The organism is Burkholderia stagnalis, assembly GCF_039848545.1.
GTDB lineage: Bacteria > Pseudomonadota > Gammaproteobacteria > Burkholderiales > Burkholderiaceae > Burkholderia > Burkholderia stagnalis.
The window spans coordinates 564,431-587,884 of the sequence record NZ_CP156686.1; the positions used below are offsets into that span (position 1 = coordinate 564,431).

Sequence of the window (23,454 nt, forward strand, 5' to 3'; positions counted from 1 at the left end):
GGCCGGCTCGACCGGCACGAGGAGACAGACATGACGAACGCGCTTGACCGGTTCCGCCTCGACGGCCGTCGCGCGCTGATCACCGGATCGGGGCGGGGGATCGGGCTGACGCTCGCCCGCGGCCTGGCCGAAGCGGGGGCGGCGATCGTCATCAACGATCGCAATGACGACAAGGCCGCTGCGCTCGCGCAGCACTTTCGCGACGAAGGCTTCGCGGCCGACCACGCGGTGTTCGACGTGACCGACCACGGCCAGGTGCGCGCGGCGATCGACGACGTCGAGGCGCGGATTGGCGCGATCGACATCCTCGTGAACAATGCGGGCATCCAGCGCCGCGCGCCGCTCGACGCGTTCGACCCCGACGACTGGCATGCGCTGATGCGCGTGAACCTCGACGGCGTGTTCAATGTCGCGCAGGCGGTCGCGCGCCACATGATCGCGCGCGGGCGCGGCAAGATCATCAATATCTGCTCGGTGCAGAGCGAGCTCGCGCGGCCGTCGATCGCGCCGTATGCGGCCACCAAGGGCGCGGTGCGGATGCTGACGAAGGGCATGTGCGCGGATTGGGCGCGCCACGGCATCCAGGCCAACGGCCTCGCGCGCCCGGCTATTTCGAAACCGAGCTGAACCGCGCGCTGGTCGACGATCCGGCGTTTTCCGACTGGCTGTGCAAGCGCACGCCGGCCGGCCGCTGGGGGCGCGTCGACGAGCTGTGCGGCGCGGCGATCTTTCTCGCGTCGGCGGCGTCCGATTTCGTGAACGGCCAGACGCTGTTCGTCGACGGCGGTTTGACGAGCGCCGTCTAAGGAGCATTCAGATGCGTATGCGTTGCATGTGTCTCGTGATCCATGGGCCGAACGACCTGCGGCTCGAGGAGCAGGATGCGGGCGAGATCGGCCCGGGCCAGGTGCGGGTCGACGTCGCGATGGGCGGCATCTGCGGGTCCGACCTGCACTACTTCCGGCACGGCGGTTTCGGCGCGGTGCGCCTGCAGCAGCCGATGGTGCTCGGCCACGAGGTGGCCGGCACGGTTGCCGCGGTCGCGCCGGACGTGACGTCGGTGCAGATCGGCGACCGCGTCGCCGTCAACCCGAGCCGGCCGTGCGGCGCATGCCGCTATTGCCTCGAGGGCCTGCCGAACCAGTGTCTCGACATGCGCTTCTACGGCAGCGCGATGCGGATGCCGCACGTGCAGGGCGCGTTCCGCAATGCGCTGGTGTGCGATGCGCGCCAGTGCGTGAAGGTCGCGGACCACGTGCCGCTGTCGCTCGCCGCGCTCGCGGAGCCGTTCGCGGTGGGGCTGCACGCGGTGTCGCGCGCCGGCCCGCTGATCGGCCGCCGCGTGCTGGTGTCCGGTTGCGGGCCGATCGGCGCGCTCGCGGTGGCGGCCGCCCGCGCACATGGCGCGGCGGAAGTGGTCGCGACCGATGTGGTCGACGAGCCGCTCGCGATTGCGCGCGCGCTCGGCGCCGATCGCACGATCAACGCGGCGACCGATACGGAATGGGTGGCGCGCTACGGCGCGGACAAGGGCACGTTCGACGTGATGATCGAATGCTCGGGCAATGCGCAGGCATTGCGCGACGGGCTCGACGTGATGCGCCCGCGCGGCGTGGTCGTGCAGCTCGGGCTCGGCGGCGACGTGAGCCTGCCGCAGAACGTCGTCGTGGCGAAGGAACTGTCGATCTGCGGCTCGTTCCGCTTCCATGCGGAGTTCGCGCTGGCCGTGGAACTGATCAATGCAGGGCGCGTCGACCTGCGGCCGGCCGTGACCGGGGTGTTCCCGATGCGCGACGCGAGCCGCGCGTTCGAACTCGCGGGCGACCGGCGGCGCGCGATGAAGGTGCTGATCGATTTCTCTGAAGGAGATCAATTGTAAACGGGCAACTTTGATTTGCCGGGCGAAAGCCGGGCACATGTATTCGCAACTGCACCTGGTGCGATTCAAACATTCAAAAAAAATTGGAGACCTCATGAACACCATTCAAGGCGGCATGCTGCTCGTGTTCACGCTGATCGCGATTGCCGCGCTGATCTTGATGATCGCGCGGTTCAAGATCTATCCGTTCCTGGTGCTCATCATCGTGTCGCTCGGCCTCGGCCTGGTGGTCGGGATGCCGATGGACAAGATCGTCAAGTCGTTCGAGACGGGCAACGGCAATACGCTCGGCCACATTGCGGTCGTCGTCGGCCTGGGCACGATGCTCGGCAAGATGATGGCCGAATCGGGCGGCGCCGAGCGGATCGCGACCACGCTGATCGACTGGTTCGGTGAAAAGAACATCCACTGGGCGATGATGTTCGTCGCGATCATCGTCGGCCTGCCGGTGTTCTTCGAAGTCGGCTTCGTGCTGCTGATCCCGATCGCGTTCAACGTCGCGAAGCGCACCGGCAAGTCGCTGCTCGTCGTCGGCCTGCCGATGGTGGCCGGCCTGTCGGTCGTGCACGGGCTGATCCCGCCGCACCCGGCCGCGCTGCTCGCGGTCCAGCAATACGGTGCCGATATTGGCAAGACAATCGCGTACGGTCTGATGATCGGCGTACCGATCGCAATCGTTGCCGGTCCGTTGTTCGCGCTGACGATCTCGAAGTTCGTGAAGCTGCCGGAAAGCAATCCGCTCGCCGCGCAGTTCGTCGAGTCGCACACCGAAGGCAAGAAGCGCGAACTGCCGGGCTTCGGCATCACGCTGTTCACGATCCTGCTGCCGGTGATCCTGATGCTGGTCGGCAGCTGGGCCGACCTGATCTTCGCGCCGAAGTCGCTGCCGAACAACCTGCTGCGCTTTGCCGGCAACTCGGACGTCGCGCTGCTGATCGCGGTGCTGGTGAGCTTCTTCACGTTCGGCAAGCTGCAGGGCTTCAACCGCGACCAGATCCAGAAGTTCTGCGGCGAGTGCCTGGCGCCGATCGCCGGGATCACGCTGATCGTCGGCGCGGGCGGCGGCTTCGGGGGGATCCTGCGTGACAGCGGCATCTCGCAGCAGATCGTCGCGACCGCGACGCAGGCGCACCTGTCGCCGCTGCTGCTCGGCTGGTTCGTCGCGGCGCTGATTCGTCTGGCCACGGGCTCGGCGACGGTTGCGATGACGACCGCCTGCGGCATCGTCGCGCCGATCGCGGCGGCGTCGGGCGCGGCGGTCAAGCCGGAGCTGCTGGTGCTCGCGACGGGGTCGGGCTCGCTGATCTTCTCGCACGTCAACGACGGCGGCTTCTGGCTGGTCAAGGAGTACTTCGGGATGACGGTCGGCCAGACGTTCAAGACCTGGACGCTGCTCGAAACGATCATCTCGGCGCTCGGCCTGACCTTTACGCTGGTGCTGAGCGCGGTTCTGTAACAAGGGGTAGTCAATGATTCTGATCGCAATGGGCGTGTCGGGCGCGGGCAAGTCGCGAATCGGCGAAATGCTGGCGGAACGCCTGTCGTGCAGCTATACCGATGGCGACGCGTTTCACAGCGCCGCCAACAAGGAGAAGATGCACCAGGGCATTCCGCTGACCGACGACGACCGCTGGCCCTGGCTGCGGACGATCCGCGCCGCCATCGAGGACAAGCGGCGCGCGGGCGAGACGGCCGTCTTCACCTGCTCGTCGCTGAAGCGTTCGTACCGCGACGTGCTGCGCGGCAACGACGCCGACGTGCGGTTCGTGTACCTGAAGGGCTCGTTCGACGTGTTGCACGAGCGCCTGAAGAGCCGCACCGGCCATTTCTTCGATCCGTCGCTGCTGCAGAGCCAGCTCGACACGCTCGAGGAGCCGGGCCCGGACGAAGCGATCGAGGTCAGCATCGAGCTGACGCCGGAGCAGATCATTGACCAGGTTATAAACGGCCTGGCAGCGTAACGACACGCCGTTTTGATTATTCGAAGAAGGCGTGACTTGGCCACTCCGATCCATATCGTGCGACGGAAGTCTTTAATTCGTCGATATTCAGAATCAGTCTCGCAGATAACCAGATCCAGTCGCACGAAAAAAAGCACTGGAATTTGAAGGTTTTGTTTAGAGCGTTTGGCATCCTATCGGAATTGTCATGAGAATCGCTATTCTGGAAGACGACCCGCACGAATCGTTCTTCGTTAGTCATGCGCTGAAGACATCGGGTCATACGTGCTATGTGTTCAGGGAAGGTGTCGATTTGAAACGCCGCCTGCAGCGCGAGACTTTCGACATGTTGGTGCTCGACTGGTACGTGCCCGGGCTGTCCGGCGCCGATCTAATGACGTGGGTACGTACTCACGAAGGCGGAAAGAGTCTCCCCATCCTCTTCCTGTCTATCCGCGGTGACGACGCCGGCATCGCACATATATTGGATTCTGGCGCCGATGACTATATTGCCAAACCGGTGTCGGGCAGCCTCCTGCGCGCCCGTGTCGAGGCGCTTCTGCGGCGCTCATATCGGACCCGTATCTCAAGACCGGTCCTCGACTTCGGTCAGTTCCGATTCGACGTTACGGAGAGACAGGCGTATGCAAACGATAAACCGATCGGTCTTACCCAGAAGGAGTTCGAGCTTGCCTTGCTGCTGTTCCAGAACATCAATAGGCCGCTGTCGCGCACCTACCTTGTCGACTTGGTATGGAAAAGAGTGACGGACCTTCCTTCAAGAACGCTCGACACGCACATATCGCAATTGCGCACGAAACTTGGGTTGCGTCCCGAAAATGGATACCGTGTCACGCCGATACACAGTTACGGCTATCGCCTCGAACAATTGATGCAGGAGTGACTTACGCCTCCGAAGTCGAGGAATGGCCTCGACTGCGATGACTTGCGAATTGACAGGTATCAAAGGGGCGATCAGCAATGACGGCCAAGCCGTCACGGTTCGGCGATCGATCCTGCTCAAGAATCAGGCACGCACCTACGGTGGCGACGAGCGAGCCGCCGCATACATAGAGCAGAATCGTGCAGACGTACTGAAGAACGCTCGATATTCTGACCTTCCATCGCGCACGATAGGCACGCACATCTCGGTGCCGCGCGCGAAGCTCGGCCTGCGGCCTGAGAGAACGGTTACCGCCTCTCTACTAGCCCGGTGCAGCGGCAGCTTCATCCAGTGAATTCGCACGGATGTCATTCCTCCGGCGAAGCAGGCAGCAGGAAATCATGAAGATCCTGACCTTCAAGCCACTTCGGCTTCCGACCTTTTCCGGTCCAAGTCTCGCCCGTCCGTGGATTCCAGTATTTCGGAGGACTTGATTTTTTTTGACCCGATTCCGTGAATTTTCTATGGGCGTTTTCCGCGATCGCGGCCATATGGTTGACTACCAGCTCGGCAACGCGCAATTTTTCTCGCTCTATTGCGAGATCGATTTCACGCTTGAGTTGTTCTGATTTCATGAAGAACTCAACATAACCATCCAGCAGCTCGACAATCGTCTCCATATTCATAAGGCGCAATCCGATTCAATTTTGGCTTTTGCCCACCACGCCCAAACTGCGACGCTTGTGATCTGTTGCCCCGATCCCGGCGCACCGACGCCACCGACGCCACCGACGCCACCGACGCCACCGACGCCACCGACGCCACCGACGCCACCGACGCCACCGACGCCACCGACGCCACCGACGCCACCGACGCCACCGACGCCACCGACGCCACCGACGCCACCGACGCCACCGACGCCACCGACGCCACCGACGCCAACGACGCCAACGACGCCAACGACGCCAACGACGCCAACGACGCCAACGACGCCAACGACGCCAACGACGCCAACGACGCCAACGACGCCAACGACGCCAACGACGCCAACGACGTGCGATCGCCCACCGTCCGTCGAGTTCGAACTGACGGTGACGGTTGGCTGTCCGGGGTCATGTCGTTCATGTCGACCGCGAAGCCGTCGTTGATTGCTGCCCGCGTCGTGTTGTTGATGGTCGTTGACAGGCGGTCCGGCAGCGGGCTGATGCTGGCCAATGTCGATGTTGCCAGCAGGGCGATTGAGCTTTTTGGCTGACGAAATGCCCGAAAGCAACGCCGGCGAGTACGCCAAAAAATTGGTGAAAGCCGATGATGAAATGGCTGCCTCCTTGCCCACCGAAACCTTGTGAAGAGATTTCGAACCCGCTCTTCTTGATCGACTGCATTCAGCGAAGGTTGGATTCATTTTGATACCCGGCTATGAAATTGCCACGACCTGTTTGCATGCAAACCCTGTCGAGGGCTGATTGATCTGACGATTTTCTATAAAAAACAGATGTGCAGCGAGGTGGATGTGAGTTGATTTTGCGGAATTGAAGCGGCGTCAATTTATTGATGCAATAAGGAAATGCTCTTGGTTTTGCGATATTTTGGGAAATTTAAACATGTTTAACAAATATGGATTTGTATGATTTGTTGGTGTATTTGTAGGACAAGTGGACGTTGCCGGGGATTCGCGCGATACGAAACCAGATCGTCAGGACATTTATGAGTATGCGGTTCTTGGTCGTGTCGCAGTAAGCGTGTTGTGGTGCAATCCTGCCGCCGGTAGTCCTGTTCGACGATGTTGGTCAGGTATTTGACGTGCCGCACGGCGATGGGAGTTTCCCGCTCGGCGTCGTGATTGTGAAGTGCAGGCTGGTTGGACGGACTACCGTCGACGGTGACCGTGTCGCTCGATGGCCCGACCGAAAATTCACTGTGCTGTAACCGTGTCGCGCTTCGCACGCAGCAGGATGTCAATGGCGTCTCCGGTCTTGTCGAGCGCTCGGTACACGTACTACCCCCGGCCGCGCACCAGATTGCAGGTTTCGTCCATGCGCCAGTTTCTATTTACTGGCCGCTTATGCTGGCGGCTGATCTGGTTCAGCACCGGCAGTAACTTCAGGGCCCAGGGATGCCCAGTCGAGTGATCCACCGAGACGCGGTGCTCGGCCATCGTGTCCCCGAGATAGCTATGCCTGCGGACGGGCCACGCATCAACGTACACAGGTCAGCATCATCTTCAAGACCTTCTCGACGTTCGCCTTCACGATTGCTGCTCACGGATATGGAGTTCGGCGTCGGACCATTTCACCGGCGGCTTACTGCGACGGAACCTGTCCCACTTTTACTTCGCGGGGCGATTGGCAATTGATGCGGTCGGTTCAATGCGCTTCGGGGCGTCATTGAATCTCTGTTGGAAGTAATCGAAAACTAAACTGTATGAATAAACAAGGTAAACCATTAGAGATGCTGAGAGTAAGGCATTTGTTATTTAATTGGTGAAACTACGTAAGGGGTAAAGCCGGGGTGCTTTGGGTTTGAGTGCATTAAACATGGGAAGATTATTTTTAATTGGTTAGATGAATTCTAAAATTAACAATTATTAAAGATCTTTTTGCAAGATTTGGCATTATGAAGTTTCAAAAAAAATAGACTCCTGCTCGTATCGAAGGGTTTGTTGATTTCAGCAGGACAGTTGATCGGCTCTCTTCGTGGTCTTGGATGAAGTTCTGGTGGCGTGAAAAGCCCGGGGAGAGCGAGCAATGAATCGTATTTATAAGACAATTTGGAACGAGGCACTCGGGACCTGGGTTGCAGCGTCGGAGATCGATAGCGCACGGGGCAAAGGCAGCGCGTCGTCGTGCACAGCGCGTGACGCCGATAATGCCTTGCAAGGCGGTAAGCCGCGGGGCAAGTTGTCCGCGATCAGCATCGCGATCGGGTTATGCGTCGCAGGCGTGATGGCTTTTTCTCTTCCGGCGTTTGCGCAGTATCAGGCGGGAGGAGGGACTGCTGTAGGTTCCGGCGATGTAGCCGTTGGCAGCAACTCATATGCGGCGGGTAAAGTAATATCAGGTACCAACCATTCAGCGACCGCAGTCGGTCGCGGCGCGACGGCGACCGGGGAAGATGCGTCGGCTTTTGGTAATACCGCTCTGGCGAATGGCGACTTCACGACCGCGTTGGGCAACCTTGCGACCGCCAGTGCTACGGGAGGCACTGCCCTCGGTGACGAGGCGACAGCGAGTGGCACGTGGTCGACGGCAGTGGGTGGCATAGCCTCGGGAGCAGGATCGATTGCCATCGGCAACAGCGCCACCAAGGGGAACGAAGCTTCGGCCGCTGCTACGGATGCCATCGCGATCGGCGAACTGACGTCCGTCCCGTCGACGGCCACGGCGGCGGTCGCACTCGGCGCTGGCGCCACCGCGAACGTGGCGGGCTCGGTTGCGCTCGGACAGAACGCCGTCACGACCGGCGCCGCGACTGCGGCGACGGGCGGCACCGGCACGGTCAGCAGCACGACCATCGGCAGCCAGACGTTCGGCACGTATGCGGGCGCAAGCGGCGCTGCAGGCGTGGTCAGCGTCGGCGCGCCGGGCGCCGAGCGTCGTATCCAGAATGTCGCGGCCGGCCTCGTCAGCGCATCCAGTACCGACGCCATCAACGGTAGCCAGTTGTACGCCGTCGCCAGCACGACGACGTCGAGCATCGCGAGCCTGTCCACGTCGACTTCGACCGGCATCAGCTCGCTGTCGACCGGTCTCAGTTCGACCAACAGTTCGGTCACGTCGCTGTCGACTTCTGCGTCGACCGGCATTTCGTCTGCCAATAGCTCGATCACTTCGTTGTCGACCTCAGCGTCGACGGGGATCTCATCCGCCAAAAGCTCGATCACGTCGCTGTCGACGTCCGCGTCGACCGGTATCAGTACCGCGCAAAGCGGTGTTACGTCGCTGTCGACGGGGTTGAGCGCGACCAACAGCAGCGTTACATCTCTGTCGACGTCCACGTCGACGGGCATCAGCACGGCGCAAAGCGGCGTCACGTCGCTGTCCACCGGTCTGAGCGCGACCAACAGCAGCGTTACATCTCTGTCGACGTCCACGTCGACGGGTATCAGCACCGCGCAAAGTGGCGTCACGTCGCTGTCGACCGGCCTGAGCTCGACCAATAGCTCGGTCGCGTCGCTGTCGACGTCGGCGTCGACGGGCATCAGCACGGCGCAGAGCGGGGTCAATTCGCTGTCCACGGGCTTGAGCTCGACCAACAGCTCGGTCGCCTCGCTGTCGACGTCCACGTCGACGGGCATCAGCACGGCGCAGAGCGGGGTCAATTCGCTGTCCACGGGCTTGAGCTCGACCAACAGCTCGGTCGCCTCGCTCTCGACCTCCACGTCGACGGGTATTTCTTCGGCCAACAGCTCCGTCGCTTCGCTGTCCACGTCGACCTCGACGGGCATCAGCACCGCACAAAGCGGTGTCAATTCGCTGTCCACCGGACTTAGCTCGACCAACAGCTCGGTCGCCTCGCTGTCGACGTCCACGTCGACCGGCATCAGCTCGCTGTCCACGGGCCTGAGCACGGTGACGGCCACCACCAACAACCTCGGCAACAGCACTGCCGCGGCCCTCGGCGGCGGCGCAACGTACAATCCGGCAACCGGCACCATCTCGGCCCCGTCGTACACCACGTACAACGCGAACGGCACGACGACCACCGCGAACAATGTCGGCTCGGCGATCAACAACATCAACAGCCAGGGTATCAAGTACTTCCACGCGAATTCCGCCGCGCCGGACAGCCAGGCCCTCGGCACCAACTCCGTCGCGATCGGCCCGAACGCGGTTGCGAACAACGCCGGCGACGTCGCCCTCGGTTCCGGTTCCGTCACCGCCGCCGCGAACCCGACCAGCAGCGCAACCATCGGCTCGACCACGTATGGCACCTTCGCCGGCGCTACGCCGTCAAGCGTCGTGAGCGTCGGTGCAGTTGGGGCAGAGCGCCAGGTCACGAACGTCGCGGCAGGCCGGATTACGTCGACCAGCACCGATGCAATCAACGGCAGCCAGCTCTATGCCGTCGCAAGCACGACCGGTTCGAGTATCACGTCGCTCTCCACGTCGACTTCGACCGGCATCAGTACCGCGCAAAGCGGCGTCACGTCGCTGTCGACGGGGTTGAGCTCGACCAACAGTTCCGTCGCATCGCTATCGACCTCGACGTCGACGGGCATCAGCACGGCGCAAAGCGGTGTCACGTCGCTGTCCACCGGTCTGAGCTCGGCCAATAGCAGCGTTGCATCACTGTCGACGTCGACCTCGACGGGCATCAGCACCGCGCAAAGTGGCGTCACGTCGTTGTCCACTGGCCTGAGCTCGACCAATAGCTCGGTCGCCTCGCTGTCGACGTCGACGTCGACCGGCATCAGTACCGCGCAAAGCGGCGTCACGTCGTTGTCCACCGGCCTGAGCACGACCAATAGCTCGGTCGCGTCGCTGTCGACGTCCACGTCGACGGGCATCAGCACCGCGCAAAGTGGCGTCACGTCGCTGTCCACCGGTCTGAGCACGACCAATAGCTCGGTCGCCTCGCTGTCGACGTCCACGTCAACGGGCATCAGCACCGCGCAAAGTGGCGTCACGTCGCTGTCCACCGGTCTGAGCACGACCAATAGCTCGGTCGCGTCGCTCTCGACGTCCACGTCGACGGGTATCAGCACCGCGCAAAGTGGCGTCACGTCGTTGTCCACCGGTCTGAGCACGACCAATAGCAGCGTTGCATCTCTGTCGACGTCGACCTCGACGGGCATCAGCACCGCGCAAAGTGGCGTCACGTCGCTGTCCACCGGTCTGAGCACGACCAATAGCTCGGTCGCGTCGCTGTCGACCTCGACGTCGACGGGCATCAGCACCGCGCAAAGCGGCGTCACGTCGTTGTCCACCGGTCTGAGCTCGACCAACAGCAGTGTTGCATCGCTGTCGACGTCCACGTCGACGGGTATCAGCACCGCGCAAAGCGGCGTCACGTCGCTGTCCACCGGCCTGAGCTCGACCAACAGCAGCGTTGCATCTCTGTCGACGTCCACGTCGACCGGTATCAGCACCGCGCAAAGTGGTGTCACGTCGCTGTCCACCGGCCTGAGCTCGACCAATAGCTCGGTCGCATCGCTGTCGACCTCGACGTCGACGGGCATCAGCACCGCGCAAAGCGGCGTCACGTCGTTGTCCACCGGTCTGAGCACGACCAATAGCTCGGTCGCCTCGCTGTCGACGTCCACGTCAACGGGCATCAGCACCGCGCAAAGTGGCGTCACGTCGCTGTCGACGGGGTTGAGCTCGACCAACAGTTCGGTCGCATCGCTGTCGACGTCCACCTCGACGGGCATTAGCACCGCGCAAAGTGGCGTCACGTCGTTGTCCACCGGTCTGAGCACGACCAACAGCAGTGTTGCATCGCTGTCGACGTCCACGTCGACGGGCATCAGCACCGCGCAAAGCGGCGTCACGTCGTTGTCCACCGGTCTGAGCTCGACCAATAGCTCGGTCGCGTCGCTGTCGACGTCCACGTCGACGGGTATCAGCACCGCGCAAAGTGGTGTCACGTCGCTGTCCACCGGTCTGAGCTCGACCAATAGCTCGGTCGCCTCGCTGTCCACCTCGACTTCGACCGGTATCAACTCCTTGTCCACCGGCCTGAGCTCGACCGATAGCTCGGTTGCGTCGCTTTCGACTTCCACATCGACGGGTATCTCGACGGCCACCAGCTCGGTCGCCTCGCTGTCCACCTCGACTTCGACCGGTATCAGCTCCTTGTCCACCGGTCTGAGCTCGACCAATAGCTCGGTCGCGTCGCTGTCGACTTCCACATCGACGGGTATCTCGACGGCCACCAGCTCGATCGCCTCGCTGTCCACGTCCACCTCGACCGGCATCAGCTCGCTGTCCACCGGCCTGAGCACGGTGACGACCAACACCAACAACCTCGGCAACAGCACTGCCGCTGCGCTTGGTGGCGGCGCAACGTACAACCCGGCAACCGGCACGATCTCCGCGCCGTCGTACACCACGTACAACGCCAACGGTACAACGTCCGCGGCCAACAGCGTCGGCGCGGCCATCGACAACATCAACAGCCAGGGCATCAAGTACTTCCACGCGAATTCGACTGCGCCAGACAGTCAGGCCCTTGGCACCGACTCCGTCGCGATCGGCCCGAACGCCATCGCGAACAACGCGGGCGACGTGGCGCTCGGCAGCGGCTCCGTCACCGCGGCCGCGAACCCGACCAGCAGCGCGACCATCGGCTCGACGACGTACGGCAACTTCGCTGGCGCCACGCCGTCGAGCGTCGTGAGCGTCGGCAACGCAGGGGCGGAGCGTCAGATCACCAACGTGGCGGCCGGCCGAATCACGTCGTCCAGCACGGACGCGATCAACGGCAGCCAGCTCTATGCAGTCGCGAGCACGACCGATTCGAGCATCACGTCGCTGTCCACGTCGACTTCGACCGGCATCGGCTCGCTGTCCACCGGCCTGTCGAGCACGAACAGTACCGTCGCATCGTTGTCCTCGACACTGTCGACGTCCGACAGCGCGATTGCGTCGCTGTCGACCGGACTCTCGACGACGGATAGCAGCGTGACTTCGCTGTCGACGTCCACGTCGACGGGCGTTTCGTCAGCCAACAGCTCGATCGCGTCGCTGTCCACGTCGACCTCCACGGGCATCAGCTCGCTGTCGACCGGCCTGAGTTCGACCAACAGCTCCGTTGTCTCGCTCTCCACATCGACGTCGACCGGCATCAGCTCGCTGTCGACTGGGTTGAGCTCGACCGATAGCTCCGTCGCCTCCCTGTCGACTTCCACGTCGACGGGCATTTCGACGGCCACCAGCTCGATCACCTCGCTGTCCACCTCGACCTCGACGGGCATCAGCTCGCTGTCGACCGGTTTGAGCTCGACCGATAGCTCGGTTGCTTCGCTGTCGACCTCCACGTCGACCGGTATTTCGACAGCCACCAGCTCGATCACTTCGCTCTCGACGTCGACCTCGACGGGTATCAGCTCGCTGTCCACCGGCCTCAGCTCGACCGATAGCTCCGTCGCGTCGCTTTCGACGTCCACATCGACCGGCATCAGCACTGCACAAAGCGGCGTCAACTCTCTGTCGACGGGCCTGAGCTCGACCAACAGCTCCGTCGCTTCGCTGTCCACCTCGACTTCGACCGGTATCAGCTCCCTGTCAACAGGCCTGAGCTCGACCGATAGCTCGGTTGCGTCGCTGTCGACGTCCACGTCGACGGGCATTTCGTCGGCCAACAGCTCGATCACGTCGCTGTCCACCTCCACGTCGACGGGCATTTCGACGGCCACCAGCTCGATCACCTCGCTGTCCACGTCGACCTCGACCGGCATCAGCTCTCTGTCCACCGGCCTCAGCTCGACCGATAGCTCTGTTGCGTCACTTTCGACGTCCACGTCGACGGGTATCAGCACTGCACAAAGCGGCGTCAATTCTCTGTCGACGGGTCTGAGCTCGACCAACAGCACCGTCGCTTCGCTGTCCACCTCGACTTCGACGGGTATCAGCTCGCTGTCCACCGGCCTCAGTTCGACCGATAGCTCGGTTGCGTCGCTGTCGACGTCCACGTCGACGGGCATTTCGTCGGCCAACAGCTCGATCACGTCGCTCTCCACGTCGACTTCGACCGGCATCAGCACTGCACAAAGCGGCGTCAACTCCCTGTCGACGGGCCTGAGCTCGACCAACAGCTCCGTCGCTTCGCTGTCCACCTCGACTTCGACGGGTATCAGCTCGCTGTCCACCGGCCTCAGCTCGACCGACAGCTCCGTCGCGTCGCTGTCGACGTCCACGTCGACGGGCATTTCGTCGGCCAACAGCTCGATCACGTCGCTCTCCACGTCGACTTCGACGGGCATCAGCACTGCACAAAGCGGCGTCAACTCCCTGTCGACGGGCCTGAGCTCGACCAACAGCTCCGTCGCTTCGCTGTCCACCTCGACTTCGACCGGTATCAGCTCCCTGTCAACCGGCCTGAGCTCGACCGATAGCTCGGTTGCGTCGCTGTCGACGTCCACGTCGACCGGCATCTCGACGGCCACTAGCTCGATCGCGTCGTTGTCCACGTCGACTTCGACCGGCATCAGCTCGCTGTCGACCGGTCTCAGCTCGACTGATAGCTCCGTCGCTTCGCTGTCGACCTCTACATCGACCGGCATTTCGACGGCGACCAGCTCGATCGCGTCGCTGTCCACGTCGACCTCAACGGGCATCAGCTCGCTGTCCACTGGCCTGAGCTCGACCGACAGCTCCGTCGCGTCGCTGTCGACGTCCACGTCGACGGGCATTTCGACGGCCACCAGCTCGATCACGTCGCTCTCCACGTCGACTTCGACCGGCATCAGCACTGCACAAAGCGGCGTCAGCTCCCTGTCGACCGGCCTCAGCTCGACCGATAGCTCGGTTGCGTCGCTGTCGACCTCCACGTCGACCGGTATCTCGACGGCCACCAGCTCGATCGCCTCGCTGTCCACCTCGACCTCGACCGGCATCGGCTCGCTCTCTACCGGCCTGAGCTCGACCAACAGCACCGTCGCGTCGCTGTCCACCTCAACCTCGACGGGCATCAATTCGCTGTCGACCGGCTTGAGCTCGACCGACAGTTCCGTCGCGTCGTTGTCGACCTCCACGTCGACCGGCATTTCGACGGCCACCAGCTCGATTGCCTCGTTGTCCACCTCAACTTCGACCGGTATCAGCTCGCTGTCCACCGGTTTGAGCTCGACCGACAGCTCCGTCGCGTCGCTGTCGACGTCCACGTCGACGGGCATTTCGACAGCCACCAGCTCGATCACCTCGCTGTCCACGTCGACTTCGACGGGTATCAGCTCGCTCTCGACTGGGTTGAGCTCGACCGACAGCTCCGTCGCCTCCCTGTCGACTTCCACGTCGACGGGCATTTCGACGGCCACCAGCTCGATCACCTCGCTGTCCACCTCGACCTCGACGGGCATCAGCTCCCTGTCGACCGGCCTGAGTTCGACCGACAGCTCGGTCGCATCGCTGTCGACTTCCACGTCGACGGGCATCTCGACGGCCACCAGCTCGATCACCTCGCTGTCCACCTCGACCTCGACGGGCATCAGCTCCCTGTCGACCGGCCTGAGTTCGACCGACAGCTCCGTCGCCTCCCTGTCGACTTCCACGTCGACGGGCATTTCGACGGCCACCAGCTCGATCACCTCGCTGTCCACCTCGACCTCGACGGGCATCAGCTCCCTGTCGACCGGCCTGAGTTCGACCGACAGCTCGGTCGCATCGCTGTCGACTTCCACGTCGACGGGCATCTCGACGGCCACCAGCTCGATCACCTCGCTGTCCACCTCGACCTCGACGGGCATCAGCTCCCTGTCGACCGGCCTGAGTTCGACCGACAGCTCGGTCGCATCGCTGTCGACTTCCACGTCGACGGGCATCTCGACGGCCACCAGCTCGATCGCCTCGCTGTCCACCTCGACCTCGACAGGCATCGGCTCGCTGTCCACCGGCCTCAGCTCGACCAACAGCACCGTCGCCTCGCTGTCCACCTCGACCTCGACCGGCATCGGCTCGCTCTCTACCGGCCTGAGCTCGACCAACAGCACCGTCGCGTCGCTGTCCACCTCGACCTCGACCGGCCTCAGCTCCCTGTCCACCGGCCTGAGCACGACCAACAGCACGGTCGCATCGCTCTCCACCTCGACCTCGACCGGCATCAGCTCCCTGTCCACGGGCCTGAGCACGACCGACAGCACGGTCGCATCGCTGTCGACCTCCACGTCGAGCGGCATCGGCTCGCTGTCGACCGGCTTGAGCACGACCAACAGCAACCTCACATCGCTGTCGACGTCCACCTCGACCGCGATCCAGGCCGCGAAGACGCACTACTACAGCGTCAACGACAACGGCACCCAGCAGGCCAACTACAACAACGACGGTGCTTCCGGCGTCAACGCCATCGCATCGGGCGTGAACGCAAGCGCCTCGGGCGCGAGCAGCGTCGCGGTCGGCGACGGTGCGAACGCCTCGTCGAACGGTGCAGTCGCCATTGGCCAGAACGCGTCGGCAACAGGCGGCAAGGCCGTGTCGATCGGCGTCGCGAACACGGCGATCGGCGACGGCGCGGTCGCGATCGGCGATCCGAACGTGGCCACCGGCACCGGCGCGGTCGCGCTCGGCGCGAACAACACGGCGACCGGCAACGGCGCACTGGCGATTGGCAACGCCAACTCCGCCACCGGCAACGGCTCGCTCGCGCTCGGCAACACCTCCACGGCAGCAGCAGCCGGCTCGCTCGCGTTCGGCTCGAACGCGGTTGCGAACAACCTCAACGACGTCGCGCTCGGCACGAACTCCGTCACGGCCGCCGCCAACCCGACGTCCAGCACGACGATTGGCGGCGTCACGTACCTCTTCGCGGGTAGCTCGCCGACGAGCGTCGTGAGCGTCGGCGCGCCGGGCGCGGAACGCCAGATCACCAACGTCGCCGCGGGCCGCATCTCGGCCACCAGCACGGACGCGGTCAACGGCAGCCAGCTCAACGCGACCAACCAGGCCGTCAACAGCCTGTCGACGGCAACGTCGACGAGCATCGGCTCGCTGTCCACCGGCATCAGCTCGCTGTCTACCGGCCTGAGCTCGACCAACAGCACCGTCGCGTCGCTGTCCACGTCGACGTCGACCAGCATCAGCTCGCTGTCGACCGGCCTGTCGTCGACCAACAGCAACCTCACGTCGCTGTCGACGTCGACCTCGACCGGCATCGGCTCGCTGTCGACGGGCCTCAGCTCGACGAACAGCACCGTGGCATCGCTGTCGACCGGCGTGACCACCATCAACAACACGCTGAACCAGCTGTCGACGACCATCAATAACAACACGACGCGCACGGCGAACAACAACGGCGTTGCGGCCGACATGAACGGCACCGGCACGGATCGTCCGACCGTCACCGCCGGCTCGAACTCGGCGGCAATCGGCGCAAATTCAACGGATGGCGGTCGTTCGAACGTCGTGTCGGTCGGCAACGACACGCAACAGCGCCAGATCATCAACGTCGCGCCGGGTACGCAGGGCACCGATGCCGTCAACGTCAATCAGTTGAATACATCGGTCGCGCAAGGTGTTCAACAGGCAAACGACTACACCGATCGACGGGTCAATGATATGAACCGGGCGATCGGCGATGTTGCCAAGAATGCGTATGCGGGCGTCGCGGCGGCGATGGCAATGCCGAATCTCACGCCGTCCCAGCCGGGGCGTACGGTGGTCGGGGTTGGGGTGGGGAGCTACAAGAGCGGAAAGGCGGGCGCAGTCAGCGTCACCCATCGTTCAGAAAATGGTCGGTGGCTGATCAACGGTGGAGTCGCCGGCACGTCGACTGGCGATGTAGGCGTACGCGCGCAAGTCGGATACGAGTGGTGATGAAAGAGGGGCGGATTCGGTGACCAGGGTGTTTACCTTGCCGAAGGGAAACGCCGTCCGCGATCTTGCAATCAGATTGTTTGGAATCCAATGCGATGACGAAACGTAGATATATTTCCGGCGCCCTGATGTGTATTCTCCTGTTGTCAGGATGCGGCGGCATGGCGCCGATAACGGACAAAAACGGAGCGGTCGTGTTTCCTGATCGCAGTACTGCATGGTTGAAGGAGGGCACGTTTCCGAACGTCGAAAATTTGCGGCAGGTCGAGCCCGGGCTGACGAAGGAACAGGTTTACGCGCTGATTCGCGAACCACATTTCGATGAGGGACTGTTTGGCGTGCACGTATGGAACTACATCTTCAATTTCCATACGTCGAACAAACCGGGCTACGTTACGTGCCAGTATCAGATCCAGTACGACGATGACTATCGCGTCAAGGCGACCTACTGGAAGGAACCTGCGTGCGTGACGCTGCTCGCCGAACACCGCGGTGTCAAAGATGAGTAAATGGCTCTAAGTAAAATTGTGAGGAAACCTACGAATGAAAACCATTCTGACCGCATACATCTTGTTCAGCCTTGCCTCGACTGCAATGGCCTGCGAATTGACGGGCATCAAAGGGGTGATCAGCAATGACGGCCAGGCCATCACGGTTCGGCAATCGATCCTGCTCAAGGATCAGGCACGCAACTACGGTGGCTACGAGCGAGCCGCCGCATACATGGAGCAGAATCGTGCTGAAGTACTGAAAAACGCTCGATTTTCTCAGGCCGTCAAGGACCAGGTCAGCAGCGACATGCTGAAGAACGAACAGGACCTGAAATGCTGGGCGTTGATCTGTAAGAAGGACAGTAGCGATCCTGGGTGTCAATTCTAGACGGGGCTGTTTACAGTCTGGCCGCCGAGCCTATCCGAAACCTTGTGTGTGAGGCATAAGCTGATGGCCAAGGCGCCACGATATGCCCCGCAACCGGCGTCGACTGAGCTCGACATTACATGTTCGGGTAATTCGGCCCGCCGCCGCCTTCCGGCGTGACCCACACGATGTTCTGCGTCGGGTCCTTGATGTCGCAGGTCTTGCAGTGCACGCAGTTCTGCGCGTTGATCACGAGGCGATCGCTGCCGTCGTCGTTCTTTACGAACTCGTACACCGCCGCCGGGCAGAACCGGCCTTCCGGCCCCGCGTACGTGCGCAGGTTCACGTTCACCGGCACGTTCGCATCCTTCAGCGTCAGGTGCGCCGGCTGGTTTTCCTCGTGGTTCGTGTTCGAGATGAACACCGACGACAGCCGGTCGAACGTCAGCTTGCCGTCCGGCTTCGGATATTCGATCGGCTCGCATTGCGACGCCGGCTTCAGCATCTCGTGGTCCGCGTGCTTGTGATGCAGCGTCCACGGCACGTTGCCGCCCATCACCTTCTGCTCGAGGCCGACCATCAGCGTGCCGAGGTACAGCCCCTTCGCCATCCACTGCTTGAAGTTGCGTGCGCGGTACAGCTCGTTGTACAGCCACGACTGCTTGAACGCATCCGGATACGCGTTGAGCTCGTCGCCCTGGCGGCCCGCCTGCACCGCGTCGAAGGCCGCGTCGGCCGCCAGCATGCCGGTCTTGATCGCCGCGTGGCTGCCCTTGATGCGCGACGCATTCAGGAAGCCTGCGTCGTCGCCGATCAGCGCGCCGCCCGGGAACACCGTCTTCGGCAGCGACAGCAGCCCGCCCGCGGTGATCGCGCGCGCGCCGTACGACACGCGCTTGCCGCCTTCGAGGAATGCGCGGATCGACGGGTGCGTCTTGTAGCGCTGGAATTCCTCGAACGGCGACAGATACGGGTTCGTGTAGCCGAGGCCCACCACGAAGCCGACCACCACCTGGTTGTTGTCCATGTGATACAGGAACGAGCCGCCGTAGGTGTCCGACTTCAGCGGCCAGCCGGCCGTGTGGATCACGAGGCCCGGCTTGTGCTTGGCCGGATCGATTTCCCACAGCTCCTTGATGCCGATCCCGTACGCCTGCGGATCGGCGTTCGCGTCCAGCTTGAACTTCGAGATCAGCTGGCGGCCGAGGTGGCCGCGGCAGCCTTCGGCGAACAGCGTGTACTTCGCGTGCAGCTCCATGCCGAGCTGGAAGTTCTCGGTCGGCTCGCCGTCCTTGCCCACGCCCATGTTGCCGGTCGCGACGCCTTTCACCGAGCCGTCGTCGTTGTAGAGGATCTCGGCGGCCGGGAAGCCCGGGAAGATTTCGACGCCCAGCGCTTCGGCCTGTGCGCCGAGCCAGCGCGTGACGTTGCCGAGCGAGATCACGTAGTTGCCGTGGTTCTTGAAGTTGTCCGGCAGCGCCCAGTTCGGCGTGGTGACCGCGCCTTTCTCGGACAGGAACAGGAAGCGGTCTTCCGTCACCTCGACATCGAGCGGCGCGCCGCGTTCCTTCCAGTCGGGGAACAGCTCGGTGATCGCGCGCGGGTCCATCACCGCGCCCGACAGGATGTGCGCGCCGATCTCGGAACCCTTCTCGAGCACGCACACGCCGATCTCGGTGCCTTTCTCGGCAGCCAGCTGCTTGAGCCGGATCGCGGCCGACAGCCCGGCCGGGCCGCCGCCGACGATCACGACGTCGTATTCCATCGATTCGCGCGGGCCGTATTGCTCGGCAAAGGTCATATCAGGCATGTCTTCACTGTTCGTTTCGTTTAGTGCGAGACCGGATGGATAGCAATCAAGACCAGTCTGGACCCGGGCGCGACGGGACGCAGGTCGAGTTCTTCGGCGCGCCCCTCGACCCACAGACCCTGCATCGAACCCAGCGAGACTGCGCTCAACAGGCTGCTTGCGACGCGCCATTGCCCGGACGCACAGATCAACAGTTGCGCGGGCGCGGGCGTGATGCGGCGCGAATGGGTCGTCACGATGACCGTGGCGCGACATGCGTCACGATGCGTCATGACGTTGAGAACCGTCGTCGAGCGTGTCATGCCGCTCGTCCACACGAGAAGATCGCCGGGAAAGCAGGCCGGTTGCATTGGGCGTGCGATCAGTTGCCCATCCTGCACGTTCAATTCGACCGGCGTATCGTCGATTGGAACGAGCGTGCGGTCCACACCCGGAAACTGTGAAAACCGCGCCGATCCGTCGAGCGTCGCGAGGCTGACTCGCCATTCGGCGTTGCCGCGGGAACCGATGCGCGTGGCAACCGTCCGTGTCACGCCGGCCCCGTTCGCCCACGCTTCGGGCGCAATTCGCACGCAATCGACAAATTGCACGCTCGGGTAGCGATGGGACGAAAGTGCGTGACGCGCGGTGGCGCCACTGCCACTGGACGGTGCGCGTGTCATGCGCTGTCGCCCGGGCCGATGTGACGTTCGAGCGCGAGCATCACGTCGAACAGGTCTCCAACGAAGCCGATATCGGCAAACGAGAAAATGGGGGCGTCCGGGTCCTTGTTGACGGCGACGACGAGCTTGGAGTCCTTCATGCCGGCGAGATGCTGCACGGCGCCGGAAATGCCGAATGCCAGGTAGACATCCGGCGCGACGGTCTTGCCCGTCTGGCCCACCTGAATCGCGTTTGGCGCATAGCCTGCGTCGACGGCGGCGCGCGATGCGCCGAGCGCCGCGCCGAGCCGCGCGGCCAGCGCGCCGAGTCTTGCCATGTTTTCGCCGGATGCAAGCCCGCGCCCGCCTGATACGACGATCGGCGCGTTGTTCAGATCGAGCCCGGTCGCTTGCGTGCCATGCCGCTCGAGCAGCGTCGTCGCCGGGAACGCCGGAGGGGCGTCGAGCGCCACGACGGGGGCCGGCTGGGCGCGCAGTCCGGCCGGCGAGAACGATGATGCGCGAACCGTGGCGAAGGTCGTCGCACGCGTGCTCATTACCGTGGCGACGATGCTGCCCGCATAGAGGCCGCGCACGAAGCGATCGTCGTCCGTCATCGCCACGGCGTCGGCGATGAAGGCGCCGCCGACGACGGCTGCCGCGCGCGGTAGTGCGTTGCGGCCCAGCGTGCGATGCGCGGCGACGAACAGCGAATGGCGCGGCACCCATTCGCACAGCATCGCCGCCAGCGCTTCCGGCGGGATGGCGGCGTTCGCCGCAACGGGATGGAACACCTGCTCGACGCCTTCGATCAGGGCCGCCGCAGCAGCAGCGGCCGGGTCGAGGACCAGCACGTCGACCGGCTGGCGCCGCTGAAGGGCGGCGGTCACGACGCGCGACGCCGATTCGGCCAGCGTGCCGGCGAACGTATCCGCGATGACGAGCGTTCTCATGCGGCGGCTCCCGAATGAACGAATACGTTGTGCGCGGCGAGCGCGGCGACGAGTTCTGCAATGTCGGCCATGCGCGTACCCGCTCGGCGGATCGCGGGTTCGTCGATGCGGACCGTATGCGTGGCCGGTGCCAGTTCGATGCCGAAGCGAGCTGCATCGAGGATGGCGAGCGGCTTCTGCCTTGCCTTGACGATGCTCGGCAGCGTGACGCGGCGCGGTTCCGCGAGCCGCAGGTCGGCGCTGATCACGGCGGGACCGGCGAGCCGCCACGTGGCGGTTCCCGAATCGTCCCCGCAGGTGACTCGCCAGCCGGCGCCGTCGGGCGCGAGGCCGGTCGCGTCGAGCGCCTGCGGCCAGCCGAGCAGGCCGGCGAGCATCGGCGCGACGCCTCCGGTGTCGTCGTCGATCGCCTGCTTGCCGCACAGCACCAGGTCGTGCGGCGACGTGGCGATAAATGCGCGAAGCAGGGCGGCAACGCCCGACGAATCGATCGATGCACGCTCGTCGCCGGTGTCGATCAGGACCGCGTCGTCCGCGCCCATCGCGAGCCCGGTGCGCAGCACGTCCTGGCAGACCGGCCGGCCGCAGGTGACGACGGTGACGCGCGAGGCGTGGCCCGCTTCGCGCAGACGCAGCGCCATTTCGATCGCGCATTCGTCGAACGGGTTGACGGACATCTTGAGGCCGGCCGTGTCGATCGCGCCGCCCGCGCCGATATGGACCCGGACGTTCGGATCGACCACGCGCTTGATGGGGACCAGAATCTTGACAGACATGATGTAGACGCTGAAGGAGGAGAGATCAGGACACGGCGCCGAGGCCGTACTTGCCGGTCAGCAACGCGCCGGTCGAGAAACGCTCGAGCGCGTAAGGGGCAAGCGAGACGTCCGTCGGAAGACCGAGCGCATGCTGCGCGAGCAGCTTGCCGATTCCGGGCGACAGCTTGAAGCCGTGGCCGGAGAAACCGAAACCCACGACGAGCCCATCGATATCGCCGACGTTGCCGAGCACGGGATTCCAGTCCGGCGTGACGTCGTAGACGCCGGTCCACGACGACGCGAGCCCAGCGGTTTCGTACGCGGGGAAGCGCTCGGCCACCTGCGCGCCGACTTCGGCGACATAGTCGAGCGAGATGTCGCCCTGTTCCGTCTCGGGCACATTCAGCGTCTCGCCGACCACGCCCTCGGACACCAGCATCTGGCTGCCGCCGTAGCTGCGGTAATACAGCATGCCGGGCGAGCCGAGATCCTTGAACGCAGGCATCTTGAACGAGTAGTGCGCATCGCACTCGAGCGCCAGCACGGTGTGGCGCTCGGGCTTGACGGGCAGCGGCACATCGATCCAGCCGGACAGCTCGGGCGTCCAGATGTTCTGCGTGCTGATCAGCGTGCCGCAGGTGAAGCGTCCGGCGGTCGTGTCGACGCCCACGACGCGGCGGCCCTCGCGCAACACGCCGGTGACGGTCGTGCCTTCCAGAATCTTCACGCCGCGGCGGCGAGCCGATTTCGCGAAGCTGGTGGCGACGAGATATGCGTCGGCGAATCCGGCCTCGGGCTCGAAGCCGATCAGCACCGCGTCGTCGAAGCGGGCGATCGGCAAACGCGCTTGCGCGGCCTGCCGGTCCAGCGTCTCGACCTCGGAACCCATCGCGCGCTGTACGTCGAGCGACGCGCGCAGCGGCTCGAGCTTGTCGCCGTCCGGCGCGCAGATCATGTATCCACACTTGACGAGGCCGCACGATGCCTCGTCGTCGCCTACGTATTCGGCGAAGTTGTTGAAGGCCCACCATGACGCGCGCGCGAGTTCGACGTTCTGGCGTACCGAGTAGTGCGTGCGCAGCAGGCCGGACGATTGCGACGTCGTGCCGGTGCCGATCATCCCGCGTTCGAGGACAAGCACGCTGCCGGCGCCGAGCGACGCCAGATGATGTGCGACGGATGCGCCGATCACGCCGGCGCCGATCACGATGAAGTCGTAACGGCTCATGATTTCCCTCTGGGTAGGCAGTGAGCCGATTCTA

14 protein-coding genes and 3 pseudogenes are annotated in these 23,454 nt (G+C 63.6%); 10 read left to right on the plus strand and 7 right to left on the minus strand.

The genetic code is table 11. The features are described from left to right. Positions 1-30 precede the first annotated feature (30 nt). The 6 genes and pseudogenes from ABFO07_RS19375 to ABFO07_RS19400 all read left to right on the plus strand — a co-directional run bounded on the left by ABFO07_RS19375 (position 31) and on the right by ABFO07_RS19400 (position 5,057). Positions 31-806: pseudogene (locus ABFO07_RS19375) on the plus strand (SDR family NAD(P)-dependent oxidoreductase). An 11-nt stretch (positions 807-817) separates the two neighbouring features. Further along, positions 818-1,879, plus strand: coding sequence for an L-idonate 5-dehydrogenase (locus ABFO07_RS19380; protein WP_347469416.1), 1,062 nt, complete (start codon positions 818-820; stop codon positions 1,877-1,879). A 94-nt stretch (positions 1,880-1,973) separates the two neighbouring features. Continuing rightward, entirely contained in the window at positions 1,974-3,335 is a 1,362-nt protein-coding gene (locus ABFO07_RS19385; RefSeq protein ID WP_347469417.1) for a gluconate:H+ symporter, read from the plus strand. A 13-nt stretch (positions 3,336-3,348) separates the two neighbouring features. Further along, positions 3,349-3,840, plus strand: a complete 492-nt coding sequence (locus ABFO07_RS19390) for a gluconokinase (protein WP_347469418.1) — start codon at positions 3,349-3,351, stop codon at positions 3,838-3,840. A gap of 187 nt (positions 3,841-4,027) precedes the next feature. After that, the gene (locus ABFO07_RS19395) at positions 4,028-4,723 is read left to right on the plus strand and encodes a response regulator transcription factor (RefSeq protein WP_059882079.1); all 696 of its coding nucleotides are present in this window, start codon (positions 4,028-4,030) and stop codon (positions 4,721-4,723) included. A gap of 22 nt (positions 4,724-4,745) precedes the next feature. After that, complete coding sequence (locus ABFO07_RS19400; protein ID WP_347469419.1) at positions 4,746-5,057, plus strand: hypothetical protein; 312 nt, start codon at positions 4,746-4,748, stop codon at positions 5,055-5,057. 13 nt (positions 5,058-5,070) lie between these two features. Here the strand turns inward: ABFO07_RS19400 and ABFO07_RS19405 are convergent, their stop codons facing one another. Further along, positions 5,071-5,388 (minus strand): H-NS family nucleoid-associated regulatory protein, encoded by a 318-nt coding sequence (locus tag ABFO07_RS19405; RefSeq protein WP_081059872.1) that lies wholly within the window; start codon positions 5,386-5,388, stop codon positions 5,071-5,073. Between the two features lie 65 nt (positions 5,389-5,453). Between ABFO07_RS19405 and ABFO07_RS19410 the strand changes: the two genes are divergently transcribed. After that, positions 5,454-5,957, plus strand: a complete 504-nt coding sequence (locus tag ABFO07_RS19410; protein ID WP_347469420.1) for a hypothetical protein — start codon at positions 5,454-5,456, stop codon at positions 5,955-5,957. Positions 5,958-6,466: 509 nt separating this feature from the next. On the opposite strand, the pseudogene ABFO07_RS34760 reads toward ABFO07_RS19410, so the two are convergent. Continuing rightward, positions 6,467-6,592 (minus strand): annotated as a pseudogene (locus ABFO07_RS34760) (IS6 family transposase); the annotation flags it as partial. 857 nt (positions 6,593-7,449) lie between these two features. On the opposite strand from ABFO07_RS34760, the gene ABFO07_RS19415 reads away from it, so the two are divergent. The 3 genes and pseudogenes from ABFO07_RS19415 (at position 7,450) to ABFO07_RS19425 (ending at position 18,051) form a co-directional block, all read left to right on the plus strand. After that, positions 7,450-17,172: an ESPR-type extended signal peptide-containing protein gene (locus ABFO07_RS19415; RefSeq protein WP_347469664.1), complete on the plus strand. Its 9,723-nt coding sequence runs from the start codon at positions 7,450-7,452 to the stop codon at positions 17,170-17,172. Between the two features lie 95 nt (positions 17,173-17,267). Further along, positions 17,268-17,648 (plus strand): annotated as a pseudogene (locus ABFO07_RS19420) (outer membrane protein assembly factor BamE); the annotation flags it as partial. 67 nt (positions 17,649-17,715) lie between these two features. After that, complete coding sequence (locus ABFO07_RS19425; protein ID WP_347469421.1) at positions 17,716-18,051, plus strand: hypothetical protein; 336 nt, start codon at positions 17,716-17,718, stop codon at positions 18,049-18,051. A gap of 115 nt (positions 18,052-18,166) precedes the next feature. Here the strand turns inward: ABFO07_RS19425 and ABFO07_RS19430 are convergent, their stop codons facing one another. The 5 genes from ABFO07_RS19430 to ABFO07_RS19450 form a co-directional block, all read right to left on the minus strand. Next, positions 18,167-19,840, minus strand: coding sequence for an electron transfer flavoprotein-ubiquinone oxidoreductase (locus tag ABFO07_RS19430; RefSeq protein WP_347469422.1), 1,674 nt, complete (start codon positions 19,838-19,840; stop codon positions 18,167-18,169). Positions 19,841-19,860: 20 nt separating this feature from the next. After that, the gene (locus tag ABFO07_RS19435) at positions 19,861-20,430 is read right to left on the minus strand and encodes a HutD/Ves family protein (RefSeq protein ID WP_347469423.1); all 570 of its coding nucleotides are present in this window, start codon (positions 20,428-20,430) and stop codon (positions 19,861-19,863) included. Between the two features lie 68 nt (positions 20,431-20,498). Then, positions 20,499-21,434, minus strand: coding sequence for an electron transfer flavoprotein subunit alpha/FixB family protein (locus tag ABFO07_RS19440; protein WP_347469424.1), 936 nt, complete (start codon positions 21,432-21,434; stop codon positions 20,499-20,501). Further along, a complete protein-coding gene (locus ABFO07_RS19445) occupies positions 21,431-22,210 on the minus strand; it encodes an electron transfer flavoprotein subunit beta/FixA family protein (RefSeq protein WP_347469425.1) in 780 nt (259 codons plus the stop codon). The genes ABFO07_RS19440 and ABFO07_RS19445 overlap by 4 nt, the downstream gene beginning before the upstream one ends. 25 nt (positions 22,211-22,235) lie before the next feature. Next, entirely contained in the window at positions 22,236-23,420 is a 1,185-nt protein-coding gene (locus tag ABFO07_RS19450) for an NAD(P)/FAD-dependent oxidoreductase (RefSeq protein WP_347469426.1), read from the minus strand. Between the last annotated feature and the right edge of the window lie 34 nt (positions 23,421-23,454).

What these genes read in the sequence shown, in the direction of transcription:
- ABFO07_RS19380 (WP_347469416.1), top strand. Translation starts at nt 818, where the DNA reads ATGCGTATGCGTTGCATGTGTCTCGTGATCCATGGGCCGAACGACCTG.
- ABFO07_RS19385 (WP_347469417.1), top strand. Translation starts at nt 1,974, where the DNA reads ATGAACACCATTCAAGGCGGCATGCTGCTCGTGTTCACGCTGATCGCG.
- ABFO07_RS19390 (WP_347469418.1), top strand. Translation starts at nt 3,349, where the DNA reads ATGATTCTGATCGCAATGGGCGTGTCGGGCGCGGGCAAGTCGCGAATC.
- ABFO07_RS19395 (WP_059882079.1), top strand. Translation starts at nt 4,028, where the DNA reads ATGAGAATCGCTATTCTGGAAGACGACCCGCACGAATCGTTCTTCGTT.
- ABFO07_RS19400 (WP_347469419.1), top strand. Translation starts at nt 4,746, where the DNA reads ATGGCCTCGACTGCGATGACTTGCGAATTGACAGGTATCAAAGGGGCG.
- ABFO07_RS19405 (WP_081059872.1), bottom strand. Translation starts at nt 5,388, where the DNA reads ATGAATATGGAGACGATTGTCGAGCTGCTGGATGGTTATGTTGAGTTC.
- ABFO07_RS19415 (WP_347469664.1), top strand. Translation starts at nt 7,450, where the DNA reads ATGAATCGTATTTATAAGACAATTTGGAACGAGGCACTCGGGACCTGG.
- ABFO07_RS19425 (WP_347469421.1), top strand. Translation starts at nt 17,716, where the DNA reads ATGAAAACCATTCTGACCGCATACATCTTGTTCAGCCTTGCCTCGACT.
- ABFO07_RS19430 (WP_347469422.1), bottom strand. Translation starts at nt 19,840, where the DNA reads ATGCCTGATATGACCTTTGCCGAGCAATACGGCCCGCGCGAATCGATG.
- ABFO07_RS19440 (WP_347469424.1), bottom strand. Translation starts at nt 21,434, where the DNA reads ATGAGAACGCTCGTCATCGCGGATACGTTCGCCGGCACGCTGGCCGAA.
- ABFO07_RS19445 (WP_347469425.1), bottom strand. Translation starts at nt 22,210, where the DNA reads ATGTCTGTCAAGATTCTGGTCCCCATCAAGCGCGTGGTCGATCCGAAC.
- ABFO07_RS19450 (WP_347469426.1), bottom strand. Translation starts at nt 23,420, where the DNA reads ATGAGCCGTTACGACTTCATCGTGATCGGCGCCGGCGTGATCGGCGCA.